Below are 20,472 nucleotides of genomic sequence, written 5' to 3' on the forward strand. Positions count from 1 at the left end.
TTGCGTTCAGTATTTCGAACGCGATTCCATTATATCGAAATTCTCGATACGGGCAAGCGGAGGATCGACGCGGCAAAGGGAACAACAGGAAAACCGCCGCCTTACTTTTGGCATTCAGCCAGACAGGCGAGCGAATAAGACCGTCGAAACCGGTAAGGCAATTGGAATGAAATTGTCACGCCCGCGCTCTTACAGCTTAAGGAGTGCTTCACTATCCTGTTCGAGTTTTCCCCGTGCGCCTCCGTATCAGTACGGCTTTAAGGTGCGCGCTTTATTCTGTACGCTGTAGTGGAACGGCTGGCAAGGCGCCATCCACTGAGAAGGAGCCATTCATGGAACCGTCTTCAGGCCCGCAGCCGGGCGAGCACGCTGGCCACCTCGACGGATCGATGGCCCGACTGGCGCTGGCCGCCATCGGCATCGTATTCGGCGATATCGGCACCAGTCCGCTCTATACGATGAGCACCGTATTCGAGCCGAATCACGGACTGGCGCTCTCCCGCGCCAACGTGCTGGGCGTGGTGTCGCTCATCATCTGGTCGCTGATGATCGTGGTGACGCTCAAATACGTCACGCTCATCATGCGCGCTCACAATCACGGCGAAGGCGGCATCATGGCGCTGCTCGCGCTGGCCTCCAGTTCGGTGATGGACCGGCCGCGCCTGCGCAATGCCCTGCTGCTCATCGGCGTGTTTGGCGCGGCGCTGTTCTACGGCGACGGCGTCATCACGCCGGCCATTTCGGTGCTGAGCGCCGTGGAAGGGCTGGAAGTCGCCGAACCGCTTCTCAAACCCTATGTGGTGCCGATCGCGCTGGCCGTGCTGGTGGTGCTGTTTCTGATGCAGCGGCGCGGCACGGCGGGCATCGGCGCGGTGTTCGGGCCGGTGATGGTGCTGTGGTTCGGCGTGATCGCCGTGGCGGGCGTGCTCAATATCGGCCGTGCGCCGGCCATCCTGGACGCCTTCAACCCCTTCGTGGGCCTTGGCTTCCTGATCCGCAACGGTTGGGTGGCTTTCGTCTCGCTGGGCGCGGTGGTGCTCGCCCTGACCGGCGCGGAAGCGCTCTACGCCGACATGGGCCACTTCGGCGCGCCGCCGATCCGCCTGTCGTGGTTCGCGCTGGTGCTGCCCGCGCTGGCGCTCAACTATCTGGGCCAGGGCGCGCTGTTGTTGTCCGACGCCAAAGCCGTGGACAATCCGTTCTTCCACCTGTTCCCGTCGATGGCCTTGTTCCCGATGGTCGTGCTGGCCACGGTGGCGACGGTCATCGCTTCGCAAGCCGTCATCAGCGGCGCGTTCTCGATGACCAAGCAGGCCATGCAACTGGGCTTCATGCCGCGCATGGGCATCGTCTACACCTCGGAGCGCGAGGTCGGGCAGATCTACGTGCCCGCCATCAACTGGCTGCTGCTGATCGCCGTGGTGGCCGCGGTGCTGGGTTTCGGCTCCTCCACGGCGCTGGGTTCGGCCTACGGTATCGCCGTGACCGGCACCATGATGATCACCACCTTCCTCACGTTCTATGTGGTGCGCTACGCGTGGCACTACAACTGGGCGCTGTGCGTGTTCGCCACCGGGTTCTTTTTCATCATCGACTTCGCGTTCTTCTCGGCCAATCTGCTCAAGTTCGTCGATGGCGGGTGGTTCCCGCTGATGCTCGGCGCGATCATGTTCATCATCATGTCTACCTGGCATCGCGGCCGCGCGCTGATGGTGGAAGAAGCGCGCAGCCATGCGGGCTCGCTGCCCCTGGAACGCTATCTCGAAGGACTGTTTGCGGGCGAAACGATCCGCGTGCCCGGCACCGCCGTGTTCCTGAACATCGACGCCAACGCCGTGCCGCATGCGCTCGTCAATAATCTCGAACACAACCATGTGCTGCACGAACGCGCGTTGTTCGTGCATGTGAAAAACCTCGACGTGCCCTATGTGCCGCGCGACCAACGCGTGGCCATCACGCCGCTGGGTCACAACTGCCACTGCATCGTGGTCGCTTATGGCTTCAAGGACGAGGCCAATCTGCCCCAGGCGCTGCGCGATTGCGAACCGAAGGGGCTGCTCATCGATCCCGCGCAGGTGTCCTGGTTCCTCAGTCACGCGACCGTGGTGGCGACCGGAGGCAAGGGCATGCCGGTGTGGCGCGAACGGCTCTTCAGCGTGATGGCGCACAACATCGGCAATCTGGCGGCGTACTTCAAGCTCACCGCCAACCGGGTGATCGAACTGGGTTCGCGCGTGGAAATATGAGTTGATCCCTCGCGCTTTCAGCGCGCCCGGCGCGTGCCGCAAGACCAGCGCCTGTTATTAAGCACGCTGATTGTCACTGGCGTGCAATCTGACGTCGATATCGTGTCGGCTCATTGCCCTCCCCACTCACGATAAAACGTCGCTCGCGTGCACACCATGAATACGCTCAAGAGAGCGTCGCTCGTCACCCTGCTCGTCAATCTCGTCCTGATGACATTCCAGATGTCCGCCGGCTGGACGTCGGGTTCGCACGCGATGTTGGCGGACGGGGCACACAGCCTGATGGACGTCGCCACCGATGGGCTGGTGGCCGCCGCGATCTTCTGGGTGCACAGCAATCCCAACGGCCGCAGGAAGCACCTGCTGCCGGTCGTGTCGTCGTTTGCGAGCCTGATGGTGATGGCCGTGGGCGCGGAATTCCTGCTCATGAGCGTGTTCGCGCCCGCCGCTCAGGGCGACGACGCGCAACGCCATATCACGCTGTTCCCGCTGATGGTGGCGATAGCAAGCTGCCTCGCCAAGGCCGGCCTGTACGGCTACCTGAAGTGGACCGCCACCCACGCCGAGCAGCATGGCCACGCGAACTACGCGGGCGTGCTGCGCGCCAGCGCGCGCCATACGGTCGCCGATTCGGTTTCGTCCTGCATCGCCGCCATCGGCGTGACGGGCATGCTGGCCGGATCGTCGCTGTTCGACACCAGCGCCACCGCGTTGATCGGCTGCCTCATCTTTCTGTTCGGCTTCATGCAGAAGGAAAATCCCGCCTGGATTCTGCTCAGCCGCTGCATCCGCTCGATTCGCAGCGGCCGGTTCGCCTAACCGCGCGTCCTGCCGAAACCGCTCGAAGTCCACCACTTTTCGACGCACCGGTTCCCGCTTACGGGCTATCGTCCCGTTCACTCATTTCATTGAATGATAATGAGTCGCATTACATTCATTAAGGCTATACTTCCGTCGGTCGCTTGGGCACACCTTGTCCAGATGGAACGTTATGGAAGCTTTTTATAATCAAACGGACAATCCACACGTCGAATCCCGTCTCGCGGCGTCGCTTGCGCGCGACGCCACGCCGTCGGTGGCACTGCCGGTCGTCTATGGCGAAGCCATCGAATACGAGTCGGGGGCGCGCGAGATCGCGCATACGCATACGCGCGCGCAACTGCTCTACGCCACCAGCGGCCTGATCCGCGTGCGCACGCCCGCCGCCAGCTGGGTCGTGACGCCCGATTGCGCGATGCTCGTGCCGCCGCGCGTCGAGCATGAACTGGAGATGGTCGGCAAGGTCTCGTTCCGCACGCTTTATGTCGATCCGTGCCCGCTGCCCGCCGATGACGCGGGGCGTCTGATCCCCGTGAGCGGTCTGCTGCGCGAGGCCATCCTCGCCATCACCCAGCCGCCGGACAACGCCGATACGTCCGATGCGTCCGATACGCAAGACAAACCCGGCAAACCCGGCAAGCTCGGCGAACTGCTCACCCAGTTGATCGTCAATCTGCTCGCCGCTGCCGTGCCGGTCGCGGATCAGCCGGGCCGTCTGCCGCTGCCGCAGCATCCGCGTTTGCACCGCATCTGCCAGGCGCTGATCGAACAACCGGCCAATAGCGATTCGCTCGATCATTGGGGCGACCGCTTCGGCGCGAGTTCGCGCACGCTCGCGCGGCATTTCCAGCGCGAAACCGGCATGCCATTCGCGAAGTGGCGCGAGCAGATGCGCGTGTCCGAAGCGATGTGCCTGCTCTCCACCCAGACGCCGATCGACAAGGTCGCCAGCCATCTGGGTTACGCCGACGCCAATTCCTTCGCCGCGATGTTCAAGCGCGTGCTGCACATCTCGCCGCTGAAGTATCAGTCGATGGTGTCTTCAGCCGCAGCGGGCGCGTAGCATCACGCACGCGGCGCATTCAGCCGCTGCTGGCTGTGCAGAAACTGCTGCGGCGTGCTGCCGAACGCACGCCGGAACATCACTGTGAAAGTGCGCACGTCGGCATAACCGAGCGCCTGCGCCACGTCGCCCGGCGCGTGGCCGACCGAGAGCTTCGCCAGGGCGTCTTCGAGCCGCAGACGCTCGCGCCATTGCGCGAACGTCATGCCGGTCTGCTGGCGAAACAGCCGCGCGATCGTGCGTACACTCGCGCCGGAGCGCTCGGCCCATTGCTCAAGAGTGTCGGCGTTCGCAGCATCGGCGATCAGGCTGTCGCAGATCGCACGCAGACGCGGATGCTCGGGCAACGGCAAGCGCAGCGAGGTCTCGCCCTGGTGTGTCCCGTCGGAGTCGTTCGCCGCGAGCGCTTCGTGGAGCAAATGGAGAATCAGCGGCACCAGCACCGCCGTGCGGCGCTCATCCGCTTCGGCGCCGCCCGCGTCGTACATGCCGAGGATGCCCGCCCGCAGCAGATCGTCCAGCGCAATCACCCGGCAGTCGCCAGCCAGTGGCGGCAAGGCGTCCGGATCGATATAGAGCGTGCGCATCGACGTCTGACCGGTCATATGCAACTCGTGCTCGATTTGCGTTCCGATCAGCAACGCCATGCCGGGCTTGAGCGCCCACAACCCGCGCGGCGTGATGACGCGAACGATGCCGCCCGCCACGTAGATAAGCTGCGCGCGATGATGGATGTGGGCGATTTCGTGCGCGCCGTCGGCGTAGTGGATGGCCTGCGCAATCACTTTTTTGGCAGCGGCGCTCTGCCCGAAGGTCTGGAGCCGGGGGACGGCCATGTCTTGATCGATGACAAATGAGTGTTGTGGTACACCAATAACGCCATAAATGTCCTTTCTGGCGTCAAAGTTGTCCTGACGGAAGTCAGTGTCTCCGATTATAGTGCCTCGTGACGCGCATTCGCGCAGCCTTGACCTGTCGTACTCCCCCACCGCTTTGCCCATTCAAAGCCAAAAAAGAACAGGCGCTGGTTTCTTTTACGTTGTGATAACGAATCATTCTCATTAACATTTATCAAAAGTAGTGGGTAGATCAAACATGAAGACCGGGGTACGCGTTTCGAGCGCATTGAGCAATGCCTTGCTGTTTTGCCTGCTGAGCAGCTTCCACGCCGCTCAGGCACAAACCGCATCGACGACGGGCAACACCACCAGCACGACCAGCGGCACGGGCGAGCAGTTGCCCACGGTCAAGGTGTCGGGCAGCCGCGACAACCACGCGACGGGCACGGCCGATGGCTACGTGCCCGTCACGTCGGTATCGGCGACGAAAACCGATACGCCGCTGATCGAGACGCCGCAGTCGGTGTCGGTGGTCACGAGCGACCAGATGATCGCGCAGGGCGCGCAGACCGTGGCGGAAGCGCTGCGCTATACCGCCAGCGTGACCTCGGAGATTCGCGGCGCGTCGGCATCGGGCGCGCCCTATCTGTTCAGCCGCGGCTTCTATCTGGAACAGTTTCTGGACGGCGCGCGCATTCCCAGCGACGTGAGCTTTGGCTACGCGATTCCCAACTTCGACCCGTACGGTCTGGAGCGCATCGACGTGCTGCACGGCCCGGCTTCGGTGCTCTATGGTCAGGCCAATCCCGGCGGCGTCGCCAACCTCGTCAGCAAGCAGCCGACCACCACGCCGATTCACGAAGTGTTCTTCACGACCGGCAGCCACAACCTCGTGCAGGCGGGCTTCGACCTGGGCGGCGCACTGACCGCGGACGGCAAGCTCTCCTATCGCCTGACCGGCACCGGTCTCGATTCGGCCACGCAAGTGAGCGGCACGCGCCAGAAGCGCATTTATATCGCCCCCGCCGTGACCTGGAAGCCCGACGAAAACACCACGCTCACGATCCTGGCGAAGTATCAGCGCGATCCGGACGTGGGCTATTACAACTTCGTGCCCGCCGTCGGCACGGTGCTGTTCAATCCGGCCGGCAAGATCTCGTCGCATACGAACATGGGCGATCCGGATTTCGATCATCACTCGCGCACACAGCTGTCCGTGGGCTATGAGTTCGAGCATCGTTTCAATCAGGTCTGGACCTTCCGCCAGAACACGCACTACACCTACGTGAAGGACGACTTCGCGAACGTGTTCCCGTACGCCTATGCGTCGGGCTCGAACACCACGCTGAACCGCTACTCGTTCTACAACCACGAAAGCGTCAACGTCTTCAATATCGACAACCAGGCGCAGGCGAAATTCGCCACCGGCCCGGTCGCGCATACCGTGCTGGCCGGTTTCGATTTCCAGCGCGTGATTTACGGCGAGGACGTGGGCTCGAACTTCAGCGCGCCTGCGCTCGACGTGTTCGCGCCGGTCTACGGCAACAATTCGATGCCCGCCGAGACCTCCTACGACCACATCCGCCAGAAGCAGCTTGGCGTCTACGCGCAGGACCAGATGGCGTTCGGCAAATGGCGCTTCCTGATTGGCGCACGCGAAGACTGGGTCGACGCGGACGACAACAATCCCGTCACCGCCAGCTACCAGGCACAATCGGCGCGCGCATTCACCTGGCGCACCGGCCTCGTTTATCTGTTCGACAACGGCATCGCGCCGTATGCGAGCTTCGCGAAGTCGTTCGATCCGCAGGTGGGCGAACTCTACGGCGGCGGCGCGGCCAAGCCGACCACCGCGCAGCAATATGAAGTGGGCGTGAAGTATCAACCGCCGGGTTACAACAGCTTCGTCACGGCGTCGCTGTTCAACCTCACCGAGCACAACGTGCTGACTGCGGATCTGGACCACTCGGGCTATTACTCGCAGGCTGGCGAAGTGCGCGCGCGCGGCATCGAACTCGAAGGCCACGCGAGCCTCAGCGACAACCTGAACATGGTTCTTTCGTACACCTATCTGAACGACGTGACGACGGAATCCAACGACACGGCAACCACCATCGACGGCACCAGCACCTCGCTGCAAGGCAAGAGCGTGTGGGGCATTCCGCGCCATACGGCATCGGCGTGGCTCGATTACACGCTGCATGGCGGACCGCTGCGCGGGCTGGGCTTCGGCGGCGGCGTGCGTTATATCGGCGGCTCGTATGACCAGTCGAACTCGATCCACGTCGGCGCGGTCACGTTGCTCGATGCCGCGGTTCACTACGACACGGGCCGTCACTGGCTGTTCTCGGTGAACGCGAAGAACCTGCTCAACCGTCAGTACATCGCCTCGTGCTACAGCGCGGCCACCTGTACTTACGCCGACGGTGCGGAAGTGCTCGCGACCGCGCGCTATCGCTGGTAAGTCAGCACCTTGCCAGACCGGAGCCAAGCGAATATGCAGCGACGTACGTTGCTCAAGCGGGCGGCGCTGCTTCCGCTGACGCCGCTGTTACCGTTTGCGTGTCTGGACGTCCCACGCGCGTGGGCGTCGTCCGCGCGCGCGCCACGCCTCGTCGTGCTGGACTGGGGGCTCGTCGAGACCTTGCTCGCGATGGGCTTCACACCCGCGGGCGTGAGCGAGACCGACAGCTATAACGCGAGCGTGGTCACGCCCGCCGTTCCGGCCGGCGTGCCGGACGTCGGGCTGCGGCTCGCGCCCAGTCTGGAACTGCTCCAGCAGATCGCGCCCGACCTCATCCTCATCAATTCGAGCCAGGAGTCGCAGCGCGAGATGCTCGAACGCATCGCCCCCGTGCGCGCATTCGCGATCTACACCGATGCGGGCTCGCCCTACCAACGCTCGTGCGAAGTGACGCTGCAACTGGGCAAGCTGTGCGGCCGCGAAGCCGCGGCGCAGGCGCTGGTCGAGCGTACGCAACACGCGCTGGACACAGCGCGAGCACGGCTCGCCGATGCGCACGCAGCGCGGCCGGGCGCGCCCGGCGCCGTCGCGCCGCTTTATCTGATTCGTTTCTTCGACGCGCGCCATGTGGGCGTTTATGGCGCGCGCAGCCTGTTTCAGGACGTGCTGGATGCGCTGACACTGCGCAATGCGTGGCATGGCGCGACCGACTATTGGGGCATCGGCGTCGCCGGTCTCGAACAGCTTGCTTCGAGCCCCGATGCCATGATGCTTTACTTCAACCCGCTCCCAGCGGGCGTGGACCGTCAACTTGCAGGCAATCGCCTGTGGCATGCGCTGCCGCCCGTCGCCGCAGGCCGCGTGGCGGCGCTGCCGCCCTTCTGGGGCTTCGGCATGCTGCCTTCGGCGGCCCGTTTTGCCGACGCACTCGCCGATGCACTCACAGGCGGCCCCACCTCGCCCGGCCATGCCATGACGGGAAGCCCGCAACACTCATGAATACCGCTCGTCCCGTCCCGCTACGCCTGTTCCCGCGAGGTCGTCTGCCCACCTTGCTGACGGTTGCGCTGCTGGCTGCGGCGCTCGCGCTCAGCTTCAGCAATCTGGGCGCGCTGCTGCCCGCTTCGCAGTGGGAGCAGGCGCTTCGCGCGCCACGCGATATCCAGCAGATCATCGTGCACGACAGCTGGCTGCCGCGCCTCGTCGTGAGCTGGCTGTGCGGCGCGATACTCGGCCTCGCCGGCACGATCTTCCAGCAGGTCCTGCGCAATCCGCTGGCCGAGCCGATGACGCTGGGCGTATCGGCGGGAGCGCAACTCGCGCTGACCATCGCGACGCTCGCCGCCCCCGCGCTTGCCGGAGCGGCCGGTCAATGGATCGCGCTCGGCGGCGCACTCGCGGCCGCCATGCTGGTATTCGGGCTGGCGTGGCGCAGCGCGCTCGCGCCGGTGCCGGTGGCTGTCGCGGGCATGGTCGTGACGCTCTATTGCGGCTCGATCGGCGTGGCGCTGCAGATGTTCTACGCGCCCTATCTGCGCGGCCTCTTCATCTGGGGCGGCGGCTCGCTGGTGCAGCAGGACTGGAGCGCGGCGGCCATGCTTGCCGGGCGGCTCGCGATCGGCATGGCCGTGACGTTTCTGCTGCTGCGCCCGATGATCCTGTTCGGCCTCGCCGACGCCAATGCGCACAGTCTCGGCCTGTCGCTGCGCCGCATGCGTCTGCTGGCGCTCGCGCTGGCCGTGATGCTGAGCGCAGCCGTGGTGAGCGCGGTGGGTGTGATCGGCTTTATCGGTCTGGCCGCGCCGCCGCTCGCACGGATGGCGGGCGCACGGCGGCTTGGCCAGCGCCTCGTGGCGGCGCCGTTGTGCGGCGCGCTGATCCTCTGGGTGGCGGACCAGGCCGTGCAGCGCTTCTCGGGCGTGATGGGCGACCTGCTGCCCACCGGCGCGGCGACCGCGCTCTACGGTGCGCCCGTCATGCTGATCCTGCTTGCGCGCATGCAGCGCGGCGCAAGCCTGGGCGCGGCGTCGCCGGAACCGCTGGGAGCGCACAGCAAGCGCTGTACTGCGGCTGCGTTGCGCTGGCGCTTCGCCGCGCTGACGCTGGCGCTGCTCGCCGCTCTCGCACTGAGCCTTTTGCTCGCGCGCGGCCCGCAGGGCTGGCACGTGAGCGGTCTGGTCGAGCTGTCGCACGTCACGATCTGGCGCGCGCCGCGCGCGTTCGCCGCCCTCGCAGCCGGCGCGATGCTCGCGGTCGCGGGCACGCTGATGCAAAGACTGACCGGCAATCCGCTCGCCAGCCCCGAACTGCTCGGCGTGAGCGCCGGCGCGGCGCTCGGGTTGATCGCGCTGGTGATTGGCGCGGCAGGCATGGGCGGTCCCGGCGGCGCGAGCCACGTGGCACGGCTTGCCGCGACCAGCTTCGGCGCGCTGGTGGCCCTGCTCGCGATCCTCGCGTTCTCGCATCGCTCGCGCTACGCGCCGGAGCGCGTGATGCTCGCGGGCGTGGCGATCGGCGCGCTGTTTCAGGCCGTGGTGGCCGTGGCGATCGCGAGCGGCGGCGAGCAGGCCGCCATGCTGCTGCAATGGCTATCGGGCTCCACCTACACCATCACGCCCGCCGATGCCGGCTTCGCGCTGGCGCTCTGCGTCGTGCTGTGCGCGCTGCTGCCCTTCACGCGGCGCTGGCTGCAGATCCTGCCGCTGGGCGACGCACCGGCGCGCGCGCTCGGCGTGCCAATGCGCGGTGCGCGTCTCGCGCTGCTCGGCTTGATCGCGCTGTTGACGGCGGCGGCCACGCTGATCGTCGGTCCGCTCTCGTTCGCGGGCCTGGTCGCGCCGCATGTGGCGCGGCTCTTTGGCGCGCGTCGGGCGTCGCAGCAACTCGCGCTAGCCGCGCCCGTGGGCGCGCTGACGATGGTGCTCGCCGACTGGCTGGGCCGCACCCTGCTGATGCCGCGCGAGCTGCCCGCGGGACTCGTCGCCACGCTGATCGGCGCGCCGTATCTGATGTGGCTGCTGGGACGGCGACGCTGATCGGCAACGCGGCTCTGCATTCTCGGAATTTCCTCATATGCCCGGGTTCGGTCGTACGCTTCAATGGAGCGCTCATCAACCGAACGGGAGAAAAATGTCATGAGGAAAACACGCGTCTGCGTCACGGCGATCGTGTCGATCGCTTCGATGATTTCGTTCAGCGCCTACGCACAAAACGCGCTGGAGTTGAGCGATCTGCGCGGCGTAGTCAATCCGGGCGGCATGACCGGCTATATCAGCGGGACCGCGACCAACACCTCCGGCGCACGCATCGACAACGCGACCATCACGATCAATCTGCTCAACGCCCAGGGCGAAATCCTGGGAACGACGTCGGTGAACGGCGCGGGGATCGCGCCGGGTCAGCATTGGCGCTTTCGTGCGCCTACGGCGGTGCCTTACGATCAATCGGTTGTGGCGATGGTCAAGGCGTCTTGAACGGTCGCCGGGAGCGCCTGGGGCAAAACCGGCAACAGGCGCTCCTTACTTCGCTCGCGCCACCGACCGCAAAAACGCCCGCACAGCTGGCGCCTTCTCGTGCTTGCGATAGACAAGCGCCAGTTCGGAGGTAATCGGCTTACCCGCAATGGGCCGATACACGATGCCTGGCAGCGTTACGCATCCCGCCAGCGCATCGGGGATCACAGCCACCCAGCCGTTCACCGATACACACGCGAGCACCGCCAGCAACCCGCCGGGCCGCGCCGCGATCCGTGGCACGAAGCGGCCGCGCCGCGCCAGTTCGAGCGTGCCGAATTCCTGCTCCGGCACGGCGAAGCTTGCTTCCGCAAGATCGGCTGCGCGCAGTGTTTCGCACGCGGCAAACGTTGAGTCGGCCGGCACGGCGGCCACGAAAGCATCGCGTTGCAGCGTCGCAAGCCGCAGGGAATCCGGCAACGCGAGCGGCGGGCGCACATAGGCGATGTCGAGCAAACCGGTCTCCAGACGCCGGCCCACATCGTCCATTGCCACCTCCGTCACGCTCACTTCCACGCGCGGCCAGGCAGCGCGGAATTCGCCGATCGAGCGCTGCAACGCGCCCGAGTACACCGCCGACGAAACATAACCCGCCACGATCCGCCCCGCTTCGCCGCGCGCGGCCAGCGCGGCCAGTTCTTCGCCGCGTTGCAGATGTTCGAGCGCCGCCGCGGCTTCGGGCAGATAGGCTTCGCCCGCCGCCGTCAGCGATACAGCGCTGCGCGAGCGATGAAACAGTCGCGCCCCGAGATGACGCTCCGCCTCCTGGATATGCCGCGTGAGCGCGGGCGGCGCCATGTCCAGTTCCTCGGCGGCGCGCGCGAAATGCAGGTGGCGCGCCACGCTCAGAAAGGCCCGCAGATGACGCAGTTCGATACGGCTCATGATTGATATTTTTGCGAAGCAAATCGCTATTTTATGGCAATGACTGAGAAGCGTCGATGATGCGACGATGCGGGCTTGATTTCCACGCTGCCCGACTGTCTCCCGCTCCCATGTCCGAACCCTCTGTTTCCAGCGCGCCCGTCGATACCGCCGCCCCCGTCGACGGCGCTTTGCCCGACGCCAGTTTTTCGCAGCGCCATCCGAACATCACGTTGACGGTCGCCTCCGCGACCTGCGCCGTGATCGTGCTCGACACCAATGTCGTCGCCGTTTCGCTGCCCTCGATCGCGCATTCGTTCCACGCCAGCTTCGCGCAGATCGAATGGGTCGTGAGCGCCTATATGACCGCCTTCGCGGCCTGCCTCCTGCCTGCAGGCGGCCTCGCCGACCGGTTCGGCCGCCGCCGCACGCTGCTTGGCGGTCTCGTGCTGTTCGCGCTGGCCTCGTTCGCCTGCGGCGCCGCGCCGTCGGCGGCATCGTTGATCGCGGCGCGCGCCGTCAAGGGCGTGGGCGCGTCGCTGCTGCTCACCGCGGCGCTGTCCGTGATCGCGCACCGCTTTGCGCAAGGCCCGGCGCGCGAGCGCGCGTGGGCGATCTGGGGCATGTGCATGGGCATCGCCACCACGCTCGCGCCGTGGATCGGGGGCGCAATCACCCAATGGGCCGGCTGGCGCTGGATTTTTCTGATGAATCCGCCGATCTGCCTCGCGCTCGGCATTGGCGCGTGGATCGCCATCGACGAGTCGCGCGATCCGCACGCCAAGCGCATCGACGCGCCGGGCAGCCTGCTGTTTGCCGCGGCGCTGGCCTGCGGCGTGTGGGCCTTGATCGGCATTCCTGTACACGGCTGGGACTCGGCGGCGACGCTGGGTCGTGTTGCCGCGAGCGCCGCGCTGATGGCTGCCTTCGTCTGCGCCGAGCGCTGGCAGGCGCGCCCAATGATCGACCTCGCACTGTTTGGCCGGGCGCGCTTCGTGGGCGCGCTGCTCGCGATGTTCGGCTATGCGGCCTGCGCGCAGGTGATGATGACCTTCCTGCCGCTCTATCTGCAGATCGCCTTCGGTTTCTCCGCGCTCGCAGCGGGATTGGGCATGCTGCCGTTCGCGGTCGCGATGATCGTGGGACCGCAACTGGGCGCGGCGCTTTCGCGGCGCGTCGCAACCGGCGGTGTGCTGAGCGCGGGTCTTGCGTTGATCGGCGTGGGCAATCTCGCAACCGCCGCGTGCGCCGCAAGCGGCCACTATGTGTACGTCGCGCTGGCGATGCTCGTGACCGGCACCGGCGCGGGCATCATGAACGGCGATACGCAAAAGGCCATCATGGCCTGCGTGCCGCCGCAGCGCACCGGCATGGCCTCGGGCATCAGCACGACGACGCGTTTTGCGGCCATCGTCACATCGGTGGGTGTGCTCGGCGCGGTGCTTGCCATGCGTACGCATACCGCGCTGGCTCAACTCGTCGCTGCGTCGCCCCGCGCTGCTCAAGCCGTCGATTCGCACTTCATGGCCAGCCTGCTCGCGGGCGATCTCACCGATGCCATGCGAACACTGGACACATCGGTCGTGCAGGTGCTCTCGCACGCCGCTCCGCTGGCTTTTGCGCGAGGGTTTTCGTGGGCGTTGCTGCTTAGCGGAGGGTTCGCGCTGGTCGCGGCAGTGGCCGTCAAACTGCTCGCCGATGCGCGTGAAGCATAGTTGAGCACACAACAAAAGCAAAACGGGCTCGCCGAACAACAGCGAGCCCGTTTGTCAGGCAATCAGACCACATTCAGGCGGCCAGGCCGCCCGAACGTCGATCAGAACGCGTGACGCATGCCAACCGTGACCGCCACCTGCGTATCCGTCGACGACGGCGACAGCGTGTTGATCATCGCATGCGAGAGCACCGAGCCTTGCGGCGCGCCGTGGACGTTCTGGTACACGCCTTCGAGGTAGAAGTCCGTACGCTTGCTGATCGCGTAGTCCGTCTGGATCATGCCCGTGTTCCAGCCCGGGTTCGAGCCGTTGTACGCGCCGTGCGTGTACGTGTAGGCGCCCGACACCGACCATGCCGGCGTGATCGCGTACTTCACGTTCGCTTCGTAGTTATCCAGACGCAGCGAGCCCGAGAGCGAGCCTGCCGACGAGTCGCCGCTGCCCAGGTACGTGCCCGTGCCGAACGAGAACACGCCCGACGCGTTGTCGATCTGCGAGTGGCTCCACACGAGGCCGGCCGTGACCGGGCCGTACGTGTAGTTGCCGCCCAGCGACCAGACGCGCTGACGTTGCGCGACGAAGTTCGCGCTGGTATCGCCCGTCGTGACTGCACCGCTGCCGTTGCCGGCGCCGTTCAGTTGCAGGTAGCCCGCTGCGAGGTTGACCGGACCTTGTGCGTACGAAACCGCGAAGCCGTACGAGCGGTTGTTCGCGAAGCTGGTCTGGTTGCTGAACGAGTACATCGTCTCGAACGTGACGCCGTACCACGTCGGGCTGGCGTACTTGACCGAGTTGTTGATGACAACCGAGTTAGCCGCGAGGTTGTCGTTCTCGAACGGGTGCGCCGCGAGGCTGCCGCCCCACGTGTTGAATTCAGCCGTGAGCGGGCCAACGAGGTCGTTCATCACGTCGAACTGGCGGCCGAACGTAACCGTGCCGTATTGATCCGTTTGCAGACCGACCCATGCCTGCGAGCCAAACATGTCGCCCGAGAACGCCTGTGCGCCATTGTTGAGGACGAAGCCCTGCTCAAGCTTGAAGATTGCCTTCAGGCCGCCGCCGAGGTCTTCCGTGCCCTTGAGGCCGAACACCGTGTTCTGCGTGGAGCTGCTATTCAGTTGCCACTGGCTGTGGCCCATCGAGTTGTTCGTGAAGGTGAGACCGGTATCGATGAGGCCGTACAGCGTCACACTGCTCTGCGCGTGAGCGGATACTGCGAACGCGCCGGTGAGTGCGAGGGCGATTAGCGATTTTTTCATGTTTTATGGCTCCGAGTTTGGGCGTTAATTCATTGAATCGAATACGCTTTCCACGTGACACTTGCCGCTGCGCGCGCACCATTCGCAGATCGATGCGAAACGTGCGTAAAGCACTTCAATTGCGCAATACCCCGATAATGACGAGCGATTATTGCGGACAATGCAATGTCCGCCTGCGCTTGCATTCACTGACAAGGCAGGCCTGCCGGCAGATACGCTCGTGACGTCGTGCCGCGTGGAAGAAAATACGATCACGCGCATCATAAGGCCTCGAAAATAAAAATTGCGTTGAAATTGAATCGGCGTTGCGCCAAAAGAACACCTCGCAATACACGCTGGAAATCAAGGGGTAAATGAAGGTGCATGACATCGATGGCGTAGCGCTTATGCAGTGCAATTGCGCCCCAAAAATGCGCATGAAACACAATAAATCGGCGAATAAGACGGCGTCGTAAAGAAAATGAAATGTTTTAATCAAAGCCATCGCTTTCTCATCTGTCTCGCATCGATTTCAATGGTTGTGAACATCGCAAACCCGTGATGGAAATTCAGGCGGAATTCGAATGATGAATGCGCGCGCACGTTGAAGTTAGAATGCGCGGTATCAGAAAAGCCGCTCAGGCTACCGACAAACGAGCCACAAGGTTCAAGGAGACACGTCATGACCTTCGATTCATCGCAGACTGCCGCCGTCGTTTATCGCAATGGCATTGTCGAAAGCACGCATCGCGCGCATATCGCCGTGGTGAACGCCAGCGGGCGCCTGCTCTATGGCTTCAACGATCCGCAGCGGCTCACGCTCGTGCGCTCGGCGGCCAAGCCCGCGCAGGCGCTGGCCGTGATCGAAACCGGCGCGCTCGAACACTTCGGTTTCGACGATGGCGATCTTGCGCTCATGTGCGGCTCGAACAGCAGCGAAGCGCGTCATATCGAGCGGGCGCGCAGCATGCTCGCGAAGGTGGGCGCGGATGAATCGGCGATGCGCTGCGGCGGCCACGCGCCGCTCTCGGATGCGGTCTGGCGCGACTGGATCAAACGCGGCTTCGAGCCGACGCCTGCATGCAGCAATTGCTCCGGCAAGCACGTTGGCATGCTTGCCGCCGCGCGCATGATGGGCGCGCCGATTGACGATTACCATGCCGCCGGCCATCCCTTGCAGCAGCGCGTGAAGCATACCGTCGCCGAAATCTGCGACCTGCCCGACGACGGCGTGCAATGGGGTATCGACGGCTGCAATCTGCCCACGCCGGCCTTCCCGCTCGATCGCCTCGCGCGTCTGTATGCGAAGCTTGCGCAGGCGGCAGACGGCGACGCGAATGACGCGCGCGCTGAGGCGCTCGCGCGTATCTATCGGGCGATGACGACCCATCCAGAACTGGTTGCGGGCGAACAGCGCTTCTGCACGACGCTGATGCGCGCGTTTGGCGGCGATCTGGTGGGCAAGGTGGGCGCGGACGGCAGTTATGCGATTGGCGTGCGCAAGAGCGAAGCCAGCGGCGCTAGCAGCGCCGATGAAGCCATCGGCATCGCCGTGAAAGTGGAAGACGGGAATCTGGGCGCGCTTTACGCGGTCGTGGCGGCGGTTTTGCGCGAACTGGGCATTGGCACGACGGAGCAACTGGCTGCGCTGCGCGCATTCGACCGGCCGCCCATCCGCAACACAATGGGCGTCGAAACCGGTTATCTGGAAGTGCGCGGCGATCTGCTCAAGCGTTGATCGCCGCGCCGCGAGCGCTTACAGCACCGCTACGACCTTCACATCGCTGCGATCCGCCGACGCCACGACCTTGCCGTCCACGCGGCGGAACGTGAGCGTGACCGATGCATTGCCCACACGCAGGTGCCCCACTTCGAGCCAGTCGATGCCTTCGGGCAGCATCGGCTGCTCGACGCGCACTTCGTGACGCACGGCGTCGATGCTCACGCCCAGACAGGCCTCCAGCATCATGAACGGCGAGCCCGCCGCCCAGGCCTGCGGCAGACACGCAACCGGGTACGCCGTGGGCGGCTCGCCACGGCGGCGCGGGAAGCCGCAGAACAGTTCCGGCAGGCGCATATCGAAGGTCACTGCGGCTTCGAACAAGGCCTGCAACAACCGGACCGCCGCTTCCTTGCGCCCGTAGCGCGCCAGACCGCGCGCGCAAAGCGCGTTGTCGTGCGGCCAGACCGAGCCGTTGTGATACGCCATGGGATTGAAGCGCGCCTGGCCCGCCGCCAGCGTGCGCACGCCCCAGCCCGTGTGGAACAGCGCCGATTCAAGAATCTCCGCTACCGCACGGCCGCGCTCGTATTCCGGCAAGCCGAACGCCAGCAGATGCCCCGCATTCGAAGCGAGCACGCGGCACAGTTCGCCGTGACCGTCGAGCGCGATGCCGTAGAACTCCGACTCCGGCATCCAGTATTTATCCTCGACGCAACGGCGAATCTTCGCGGCGCGCGCCGCATATCGCGCCGCTTCCTCGACGAGGCCGCGATGCGTGGCGAACTTCGACATCGTTTCGAACGCCGAGCTCGCATAGGCCTGCACTTCGACCAATGCGATCGGGCCATCGGGGAAGCGTCCGTCGGCGTGGAAGACGGAATCGTGGCTGTCTTTCCAGCCTTGATTCGCAAGACCGCCTTCCGATTCGCGCCGATAATCGAGCAGACCCAATTTGTTGCGCTCGCACACACCTGCCACCCACGCGGCGGCGCGTTCGAGCGCGGGCCAGAGTTCGTCGATCAGCGCCATGTCGCCGGTGCGCTCCGCGTAAGCGCCCGCCAGCACCACGAACAGCGGCGTGGAATCCACTCCGCCGTAATAGAGCGCGAACGGCACTTCGCCGGTGGCGGCCATTTCGCTCTTGCGCATCTCGTGCATGATCTTGCCGACCGCGGCATCGCGGAACGCCGAATCCTCACGCGCCTGATGCGCCGCGAGAAAGCGCAGCACGCCGCGCGCCAGCGCCGGTTGCAGCCAGAGCGTCTGCAGCGAGGTAATGATCGCGTCGCGGCCAAACGGCGTGGAGAACCACGGAATGCCCGCGTAGGGATACGGGCCGGTCGGCAGATCGGTGGTCAGGAGGCCCAGATCGGCGATCGAGCGGTTGATCCACGCGTTGAAGAGCGGATTGCTCGAACGCACGCGTGCAGTCTGGCGACGCCGCTCGCGCATGACGATGTGCGCATCGACCAGCGCCGCGCGCACGGCCGCGCGGCCCACGCTCTGCCCGTTCGAATCGGCCAGGCAATGGCGCGGCTTGATGATGCCGGCGCTCGGCGCATCGGGCGCGACACCTTCGAGCGGCTCGACTTCGATCGATACGGTGAGATAAAGCGATACGCAGGCCTGCGCGGGCAATTCGACGGAAAAGTCCGCGCGGTCCGCCAGCAGTTTGTCCGGCTTCGGCGAGAATTCGATGCGCACGCGCCGCGCGACCTTGTCGAGGCCGATGTATTCAAGCCGCACCGCATTGCCTTCGATACGCGGGGCTTTGAGTTCGCCGCGTACTTCGCGCTTGAGGCCGCGCACTTCGAACATATCGCGGAAGTCGCTGGCGAACGACACGGAAAGCGGCACCAACGCGTCCTGGGTGCCGTAGTTCGTGAGCTCGATGGCCTCGGTCATCATGGTCCCCGAGAGCACGCGCTCGCGTTCGACGTGAATCACGCCTTCGGGCGTACTCGTGCCGCCCAGCGGCGGCAAGGGACGATTGGTGAGGTGAGCGGTGAACGCCGTGTTGTCGCTGCTCACGCTGCCGGACAGCAGCGAAGGCACGCGCCCGCCAAAGGTGAGGCGCAGCGACGACAGCACGCGGGTGTCGTTGACGAACAAGCCGTCGTCGATGCCGGTGATATCGCCGAGCGGGTCGTTGACGATAAAGGTATCGCCCGACTTCAGCACATGCTGGTCGGCGCTGGCGACTTCGGGGGTTTCCGGCGCGATGAACGCGCCATCGGGAGATGGGTCGGGATGATCCACGCCGCTGGAACGCGTGACGCCGCCGAGTGTTTCAGGATCCTGCATTGCCTGCCTCCTCTCTAACTCTCAACCATTGCCTGATCAGTGCTTCAAGGTGCTTCGTCCGAACGATTGTAGTGGCTATGGAGCGGTTAGCGCGAATCGGTGGCAAGCACGTAGCAGGCATTGCCTGTGCTTCGCCAGAAATGAAGACGGGCGCCGGCACGGTAAAACGTGCGGGCGCCCGTCGATCGCTGCGCGCGGGCTTGTGGCCCGTGCGCGCTCGTCACAACGTTATGCGTCGATGCGTGGCGTGGCGATCATGAAAAAGCATTAGCGTTGCGCGATCGGCTTGGCTTCACGCGGCGCATTGCCGATGAAGAGCTGACGCGGACGGCCGATCTTCTGTTCCGGATCGCCGATCATTTCGTTCCATTGCGCGATCCAGCCCACCGTACGCGCCATCGCGAAGATGCAGGTGAACATGGCGGTCGGGATACCCAGCGCGCGCTGCACGATACCCGAGTAGAAGTCGACGTTCGGGTACAGCTTGCGCGAAACAAAGTATTCGTCTTCCAGCGCGATCTTTTCGAGCGCCATGGCGAGCTTGAACAGCGGATCGTCGTGCAGGCCCAGTTCGTTGAGCACTTCGTGGCACGTTTCGCGCATCAGCTTCGCACGCGGGTCGTAGTTCTTGTACACGCGGTGACCGAAGCCCATCAGCTTCACGCCCGAGTTCTTGTCCTTCACCTGCTCGATGAACTTCGGGATGTTATCGACCGAGCCGATTTCTTCCAGCATGTTCAGCGCGGCTTCGTTCGCACCGCCGTGCGCCGGGCCCCAGAGACAGGCGATGCCCGCGGCGATACACGCGAACGGATTCGCACCCGACGAGCCAGCCAGACGCACGGTCGAAGTCGAGGCGTTCTGTTCGTGGTCGGCGTGCAGGATCAGGATACGGTCGAGCGCGCGCACCAGCACGTCGTTGACCTTGTATTCCTCGGCCGGGTTCGAGAACATCATCTGCATGAAGTTCGCGCTGTACGACAGGTCGTTGCGCGGATACACGAACGGCTGGCCGACCGTGTACTTGTACGCCATCGCCACCAGCGTCGGCAGCTTGGCGATCATGCGCACCGCCGACACTTCACGATGCTGCGGATCGTTGATGTCGAGCGAGTCGTGATAGAACGCCGACAGTGCGCCCACGGCCGCGACCAGAATCGCCATCGGGTGCGCGTCGCGACGGAAGCCGCGGAAGAAGAAGTGCATCTGCTCGTGAACCATCGTGTGGTTCGTGACGGTCGCAACGAACTCGTCCTTCTGCTTTTGCGTGGGCAGTTCGCCCTTGAGCAGCAGATAGCAGCTTTCGAGGAAGTCGGCGTTCTGCGCGAGGTTGTCGATCGGGTAGCCGCGATACAGCAGTTCGCCCTTGTCGCCATCGATATACGTGATCGCCGAGTTGCACGCCGCCGTGGACATGAAGCCCGGATCGTACGTGAACATGCCGGTCTGGCCGTACAGCTTGCGGATGTCGATCACGTCCGGGCCTTGCGTGCCCTTGTAAACCGGCAGTTCGACGCCTTCAGCGTGGCCGGGAATCGTGAGTGTGGCGTGGGTCTTCGAGTCGATCATGTCTTGTCCTTGCATTCAATTGCACTCAAGCGCACTCAAGTGGCCCTCAAGTGCCGTTACTTCGCAAGACGCAGCGCAGCACGGCACCATGTCTTAGATTTCCGGCGCGGCTTCAC

14 protein-coding genes are annotated in these 20,472 nt (G+C 64.6%); 9 read left to right on the forward strand and 5 right to left on the reverse strand.

Features of this window, described 5'->3' with window-relative positions; translation table 11 throughout:
• Nucleotides 1–389 precede the first annotated feature (389 nt).
• The 3 genes from F3J17_RS18485 to F3J17_RS18495 all read left to right on the forward strand — a co-directional run bounded on the left by F3J17_RS18485 (nt 390) and on the right by F3J17_RS18495 (nt 4,128).
• The gene (locus tag F3J17_RS18485) at nt 390–2,246 is read left to right on the forward strand and encodes a potassium transporter Kup (protein WP_205194859.1); all 1,857 of its coding nucleotides are present in this window, start codon (nt 390–392) and stop codon (nt 2,244–2,246) included.
• A 156-nt stretch (nt 2,247–2,402) separates the two neighbouring features.
• Entirely contained in the window at nt 2,403–3,065 is a 663-nt protein-coding gene (locus F3J17_RS18490; protein ID WP_167061672.1) for a cation transporter, read from the forward strand.
• 172 nt (nt 3,066–3,237) lie between these two features.
• Nucleotides 3,238–4,128, forward strand: a complete 891-nt coding sequence (locus tag F3J17_RS18495; protein WP_167061675.1) for a helix-turn-helix transcriptional regulator — start codon at nt 3,238–3,240, stop codon at nt 4,126–4,128.
• Nucleotides 4,129–4,130: 2 nt separating this feature from the next.
• Here F3J17_RS18495 and F3J17_RS18500 read toward each other — a convergent pair whose 3' ends face one another.
• Complete coding sequence (locus F3J17_RS18500; RefSeq protein WP_167061678.1) at nt 4,131–4,964, reverse strand: helix-turn-helix transcriptional regulator; 834 nt, start codon at nt 4,962–4,964, stop codon at nt 4,131–4,133.
• A gap of 259 nt (nt 4,965–5,223) precedes the next feature.
• Here F3J17_RS18500 and F3J17_RS18505 point away from each other — a divergent pair, with 259 nt between their 5' ends.
• From F3J17_RS18505 to F3J17_RS18520, 4 genes are all read left to right on the forward strand, one after another.
• The gene (locus F3J17_RS18505; protein ID WP_167061681.1) at nt 5,224–7,431 is read left to right on the forward strand and encodes a TonB-dependent siderophore receptor; all 2,208 of its coding nucleotides are present in this window, start codon (nt 5,224–5,226) and stop codon (nt 7,429–7,431) included.
• A 33-nt stretch (nt 7,432–7,464) separates the two neighbouring features.
• On the forward strand, nt 7,465–8,430 hold the full coding sequence (locus F3J17_RS18510; RefSeq protein ID WP_167061684.1) for an ABC transporter substrate-binding protein: 966 nt from the start codon (nt 7,465–7,467) through the stop codon (nt 8,428–8,430).
• Nucleotides 8,427–10,466: a Fe(3+)-hydroxamate ABC transporter permease FhuB gene (gene fhuB / locus F3J17_RS18515; protein WP_167061687.1), complete on the forward strand. Its 2,040-nt coding sequence runs from the start codon at nt 8,427–8,429 to the stop codon at nt 10,464–10,466. Before F3J17_RS18510 ends, fhuB begins: the two co-directional genes overlap by 4 nt.
• Nucleotides 10,467–10,565: 99 nt before the next feature.
• Nucleotides 10,566–10,904 (forward strand): FxLYD domain-containing protein, encoded by a 339-nt coding sequence (locus F3J17_RS18520; RefSeq protein ID WP_167061690.1) that lies wholly within the window; start codon nt 10,566–10,568, stop codon nt 10,902–10,904.
• 45 nt (nt 10,905–10,949) lie between these two features.
• Here F3J17_RS18520 and F3J17_RS18525 read toward each other — a convergent pair whose 3' ends face one another.
• Nucleotides 10,950–11,828, reverse strand: coding sequence for a LysR family transcriptional regulator (locus F3J17_RS18525; RefSeq protein WP_167061693.1), 879 nt, complete (start codon nt 11,826–11,828; stop codon nt 10,950–10,952).
• Nucleotides 11,829–11,938: 110 nt separating this feature from the next.
• On the opposite strand from F3J17_RS18525, the gene F3J17_RS18530 reads away from it, so the two are divergent.
• Nucleotides 11,939–13,522 carry an MFS transporter gene (locus F3J17_RS18530; RefSeq protein WP_167061696.1) on the forward strand — a complete coding sequence of 528 codons (1,584 nt, stop codon included), beginning with the start codon at nt 11,939–11,941 and terminating at the stop codon, nt 13,520–13,522.
• A gap of 101 nt (nt 13,523–13,623) precedes the next feature.
• Here the strand turns inward: F3J17_RS18530 and F3J17_RS18535 are convergent, their stop codons facing one another.
• Complete coding sequence (locus tag F3J17_RS18535) at nt 13,624–14,781, reverse strand: porin (RefSeq protein WP_167061699.1); 1,158 nt, start codon at nt 14,779–14,781, stop codon at nt 13,624–13,626.
• Between the two features lie 661 nt (nt 14,782–15,442).
• Here F3J17_RS18535 and F3J17_RS18545 point away from each other — a divergent pair.
• Entirely contained in the window at nt 15,443–16,498 is a 1,056-nt protein-coding gene (locus tag F3J17_RS18545; protein ID WP_167061705.1) for an asparaginase, read from the forward strand.
• 18 nt (nt 16,499–16,516) lie between these two features.
• On the opposite strand, the gene F3J17_RS18550 is transcribed toward F3J17_RS18545, so the two are convergent.
• Together F3J17_RS18550 and gltA are read right to left on the reverse strand one after the other, a co-directional pair.
• Complete coding sequence (locus F3J17_RS18550; protein WP_167061708.1) at nt 16,517–18,787, reverse strand: amylo-alpha-1,6-glucosidase; 2,271 nt, start codon at nt 18,785–18,787, stop codon at nt 16,517–16,519.
• A gap of 267 nt (nt 18,788–19,054) precedes the next feature.
• The gene (gene gltA, locus F3J17_RS18555) at nt 19,055–20,356 is read right to left on the reverse strand and encodes a citrate synthase (protein WP_167061711.1); all 1,302 of its coding nucleotides are present in this window, start codon (nt 20,354–20,356) and stop codon (nt 19,055–19,057) included.
• Between the last annotated feature and the right edge of the window lie 116 nt (nt 20,357–20,472).

Origin of the sequence: Burkholderia sp. Ax-1719 (assembly GCF_011753055.1) — a bacterium.
In the GTDB taxonomy this organism is placed as follows: Bacteria; Pseudomonadota; Gammaproteobacteria; order Burkholderiales; family Burkholderiaceae; genus Paraburkholderia.

Excerpts from the sequence above, each read along its gene's own strand:
- F3J17_RS18505 (WP_167061681.1), top strand. The coding sequence starts at position 5,224 with ATGAAGACCGGGGTACGCGTTTCGAGCGCATTGAGCAATGCCTTGCTG.
- F3J17_RS18530 (WP_167061696.1), top strand. The coding sequence starts at position 11,939 with ATGTCCGAACCCTCTGTTTCCAGCGCGCCCGTCGATACCGCCGCCCCC.
- F3J17_RS18545 (WP_167061705.1), top strand. The coding sequence starts at position 15,443 with ATGACCTTCGATTCATCGCAGACTGCCGCCGTCGTTTATCGCAATGGC.
- F3J17_RS18485 (WP_205194859.1), top strand. The coding sequence starts at position 390 with ATGGCCCGACTGGCGCTGGCCGCCATCGGCATCGTATTCGGCGATATC.
- F3J17_RS18520 (WP_167061690.1), top strand. The coding sequence starts at position 10,566 with ATGAGGAAAACACGCGTCTGCGTCACGGCGATCGTGTCGATCGCTTCG.
- F3J17_RS18525 (WP_167061693.1), bottom strand. The coding sequence starts at position 11,828 with ATGAGCCGTATCGAACTGCGTCATCTGCGGGCCTTTCTGAGCGTGGCG.
- F3J17_RS18500 (WP_167061678.1), bottom strand. The coding sequence starts at position 4,964 with ATGGCCGTCCCCCGGCTCCAGACCTTCGGGCAGAGCGCCGCTGCCAAA.
- F3J17_RS18550 (WP_167061708.1), bottom strand. The coding sequence starts at position 18,787 with ATGCAGGATCCTGAAACACTCGGCGGCGTCACGCGTTCCAGCGGCGTG.
- F3J17_RS18495 (WP_167061675.1), top strand. The coding sequence starts at position 3,238 with ATGGAAGCTTTTTATAATCAAACGGACAATCCACACGTCGAATCCCGT.
- F3J17_RS18510 (WP_167061684.1), top strand. The coding sequence starts at position 7,465 with ATGCAGCGACGTACGTTGCTCAAGCGGGCGGCGCTGCTTCCGCTGACG.
- gltA (WP_167061711.1), bottom strand. The coding sequence starts at position 20,356 with ATGATCGACTCGAAGACCCACGCCACACTCACGATTCCCGGCCACGCT.
- fhuB (WP_167061687.1), top strand. The coding sequence starts at position 8,427 with ATGAATACCGCTCGTCCCGTCCCGCTACGCCTGTTCCCGCGAGGTCGT.
- F3J17_RS18490 (WP_167061672.1), top strand. The coding sequence starts at position 2,403 with ATGAATACGCTCAAGAGAGCGTCGCTCGTCACCCTGCTCGTCAATCTC.
- F3J17_RS18535 (WP_167061699.1), bottom strand. The coding sequence starts at position 14,781 with ATGAAAAAATCGCTAATCGCCCTCGCACTCACCGGCGCGTTCGCAGTA.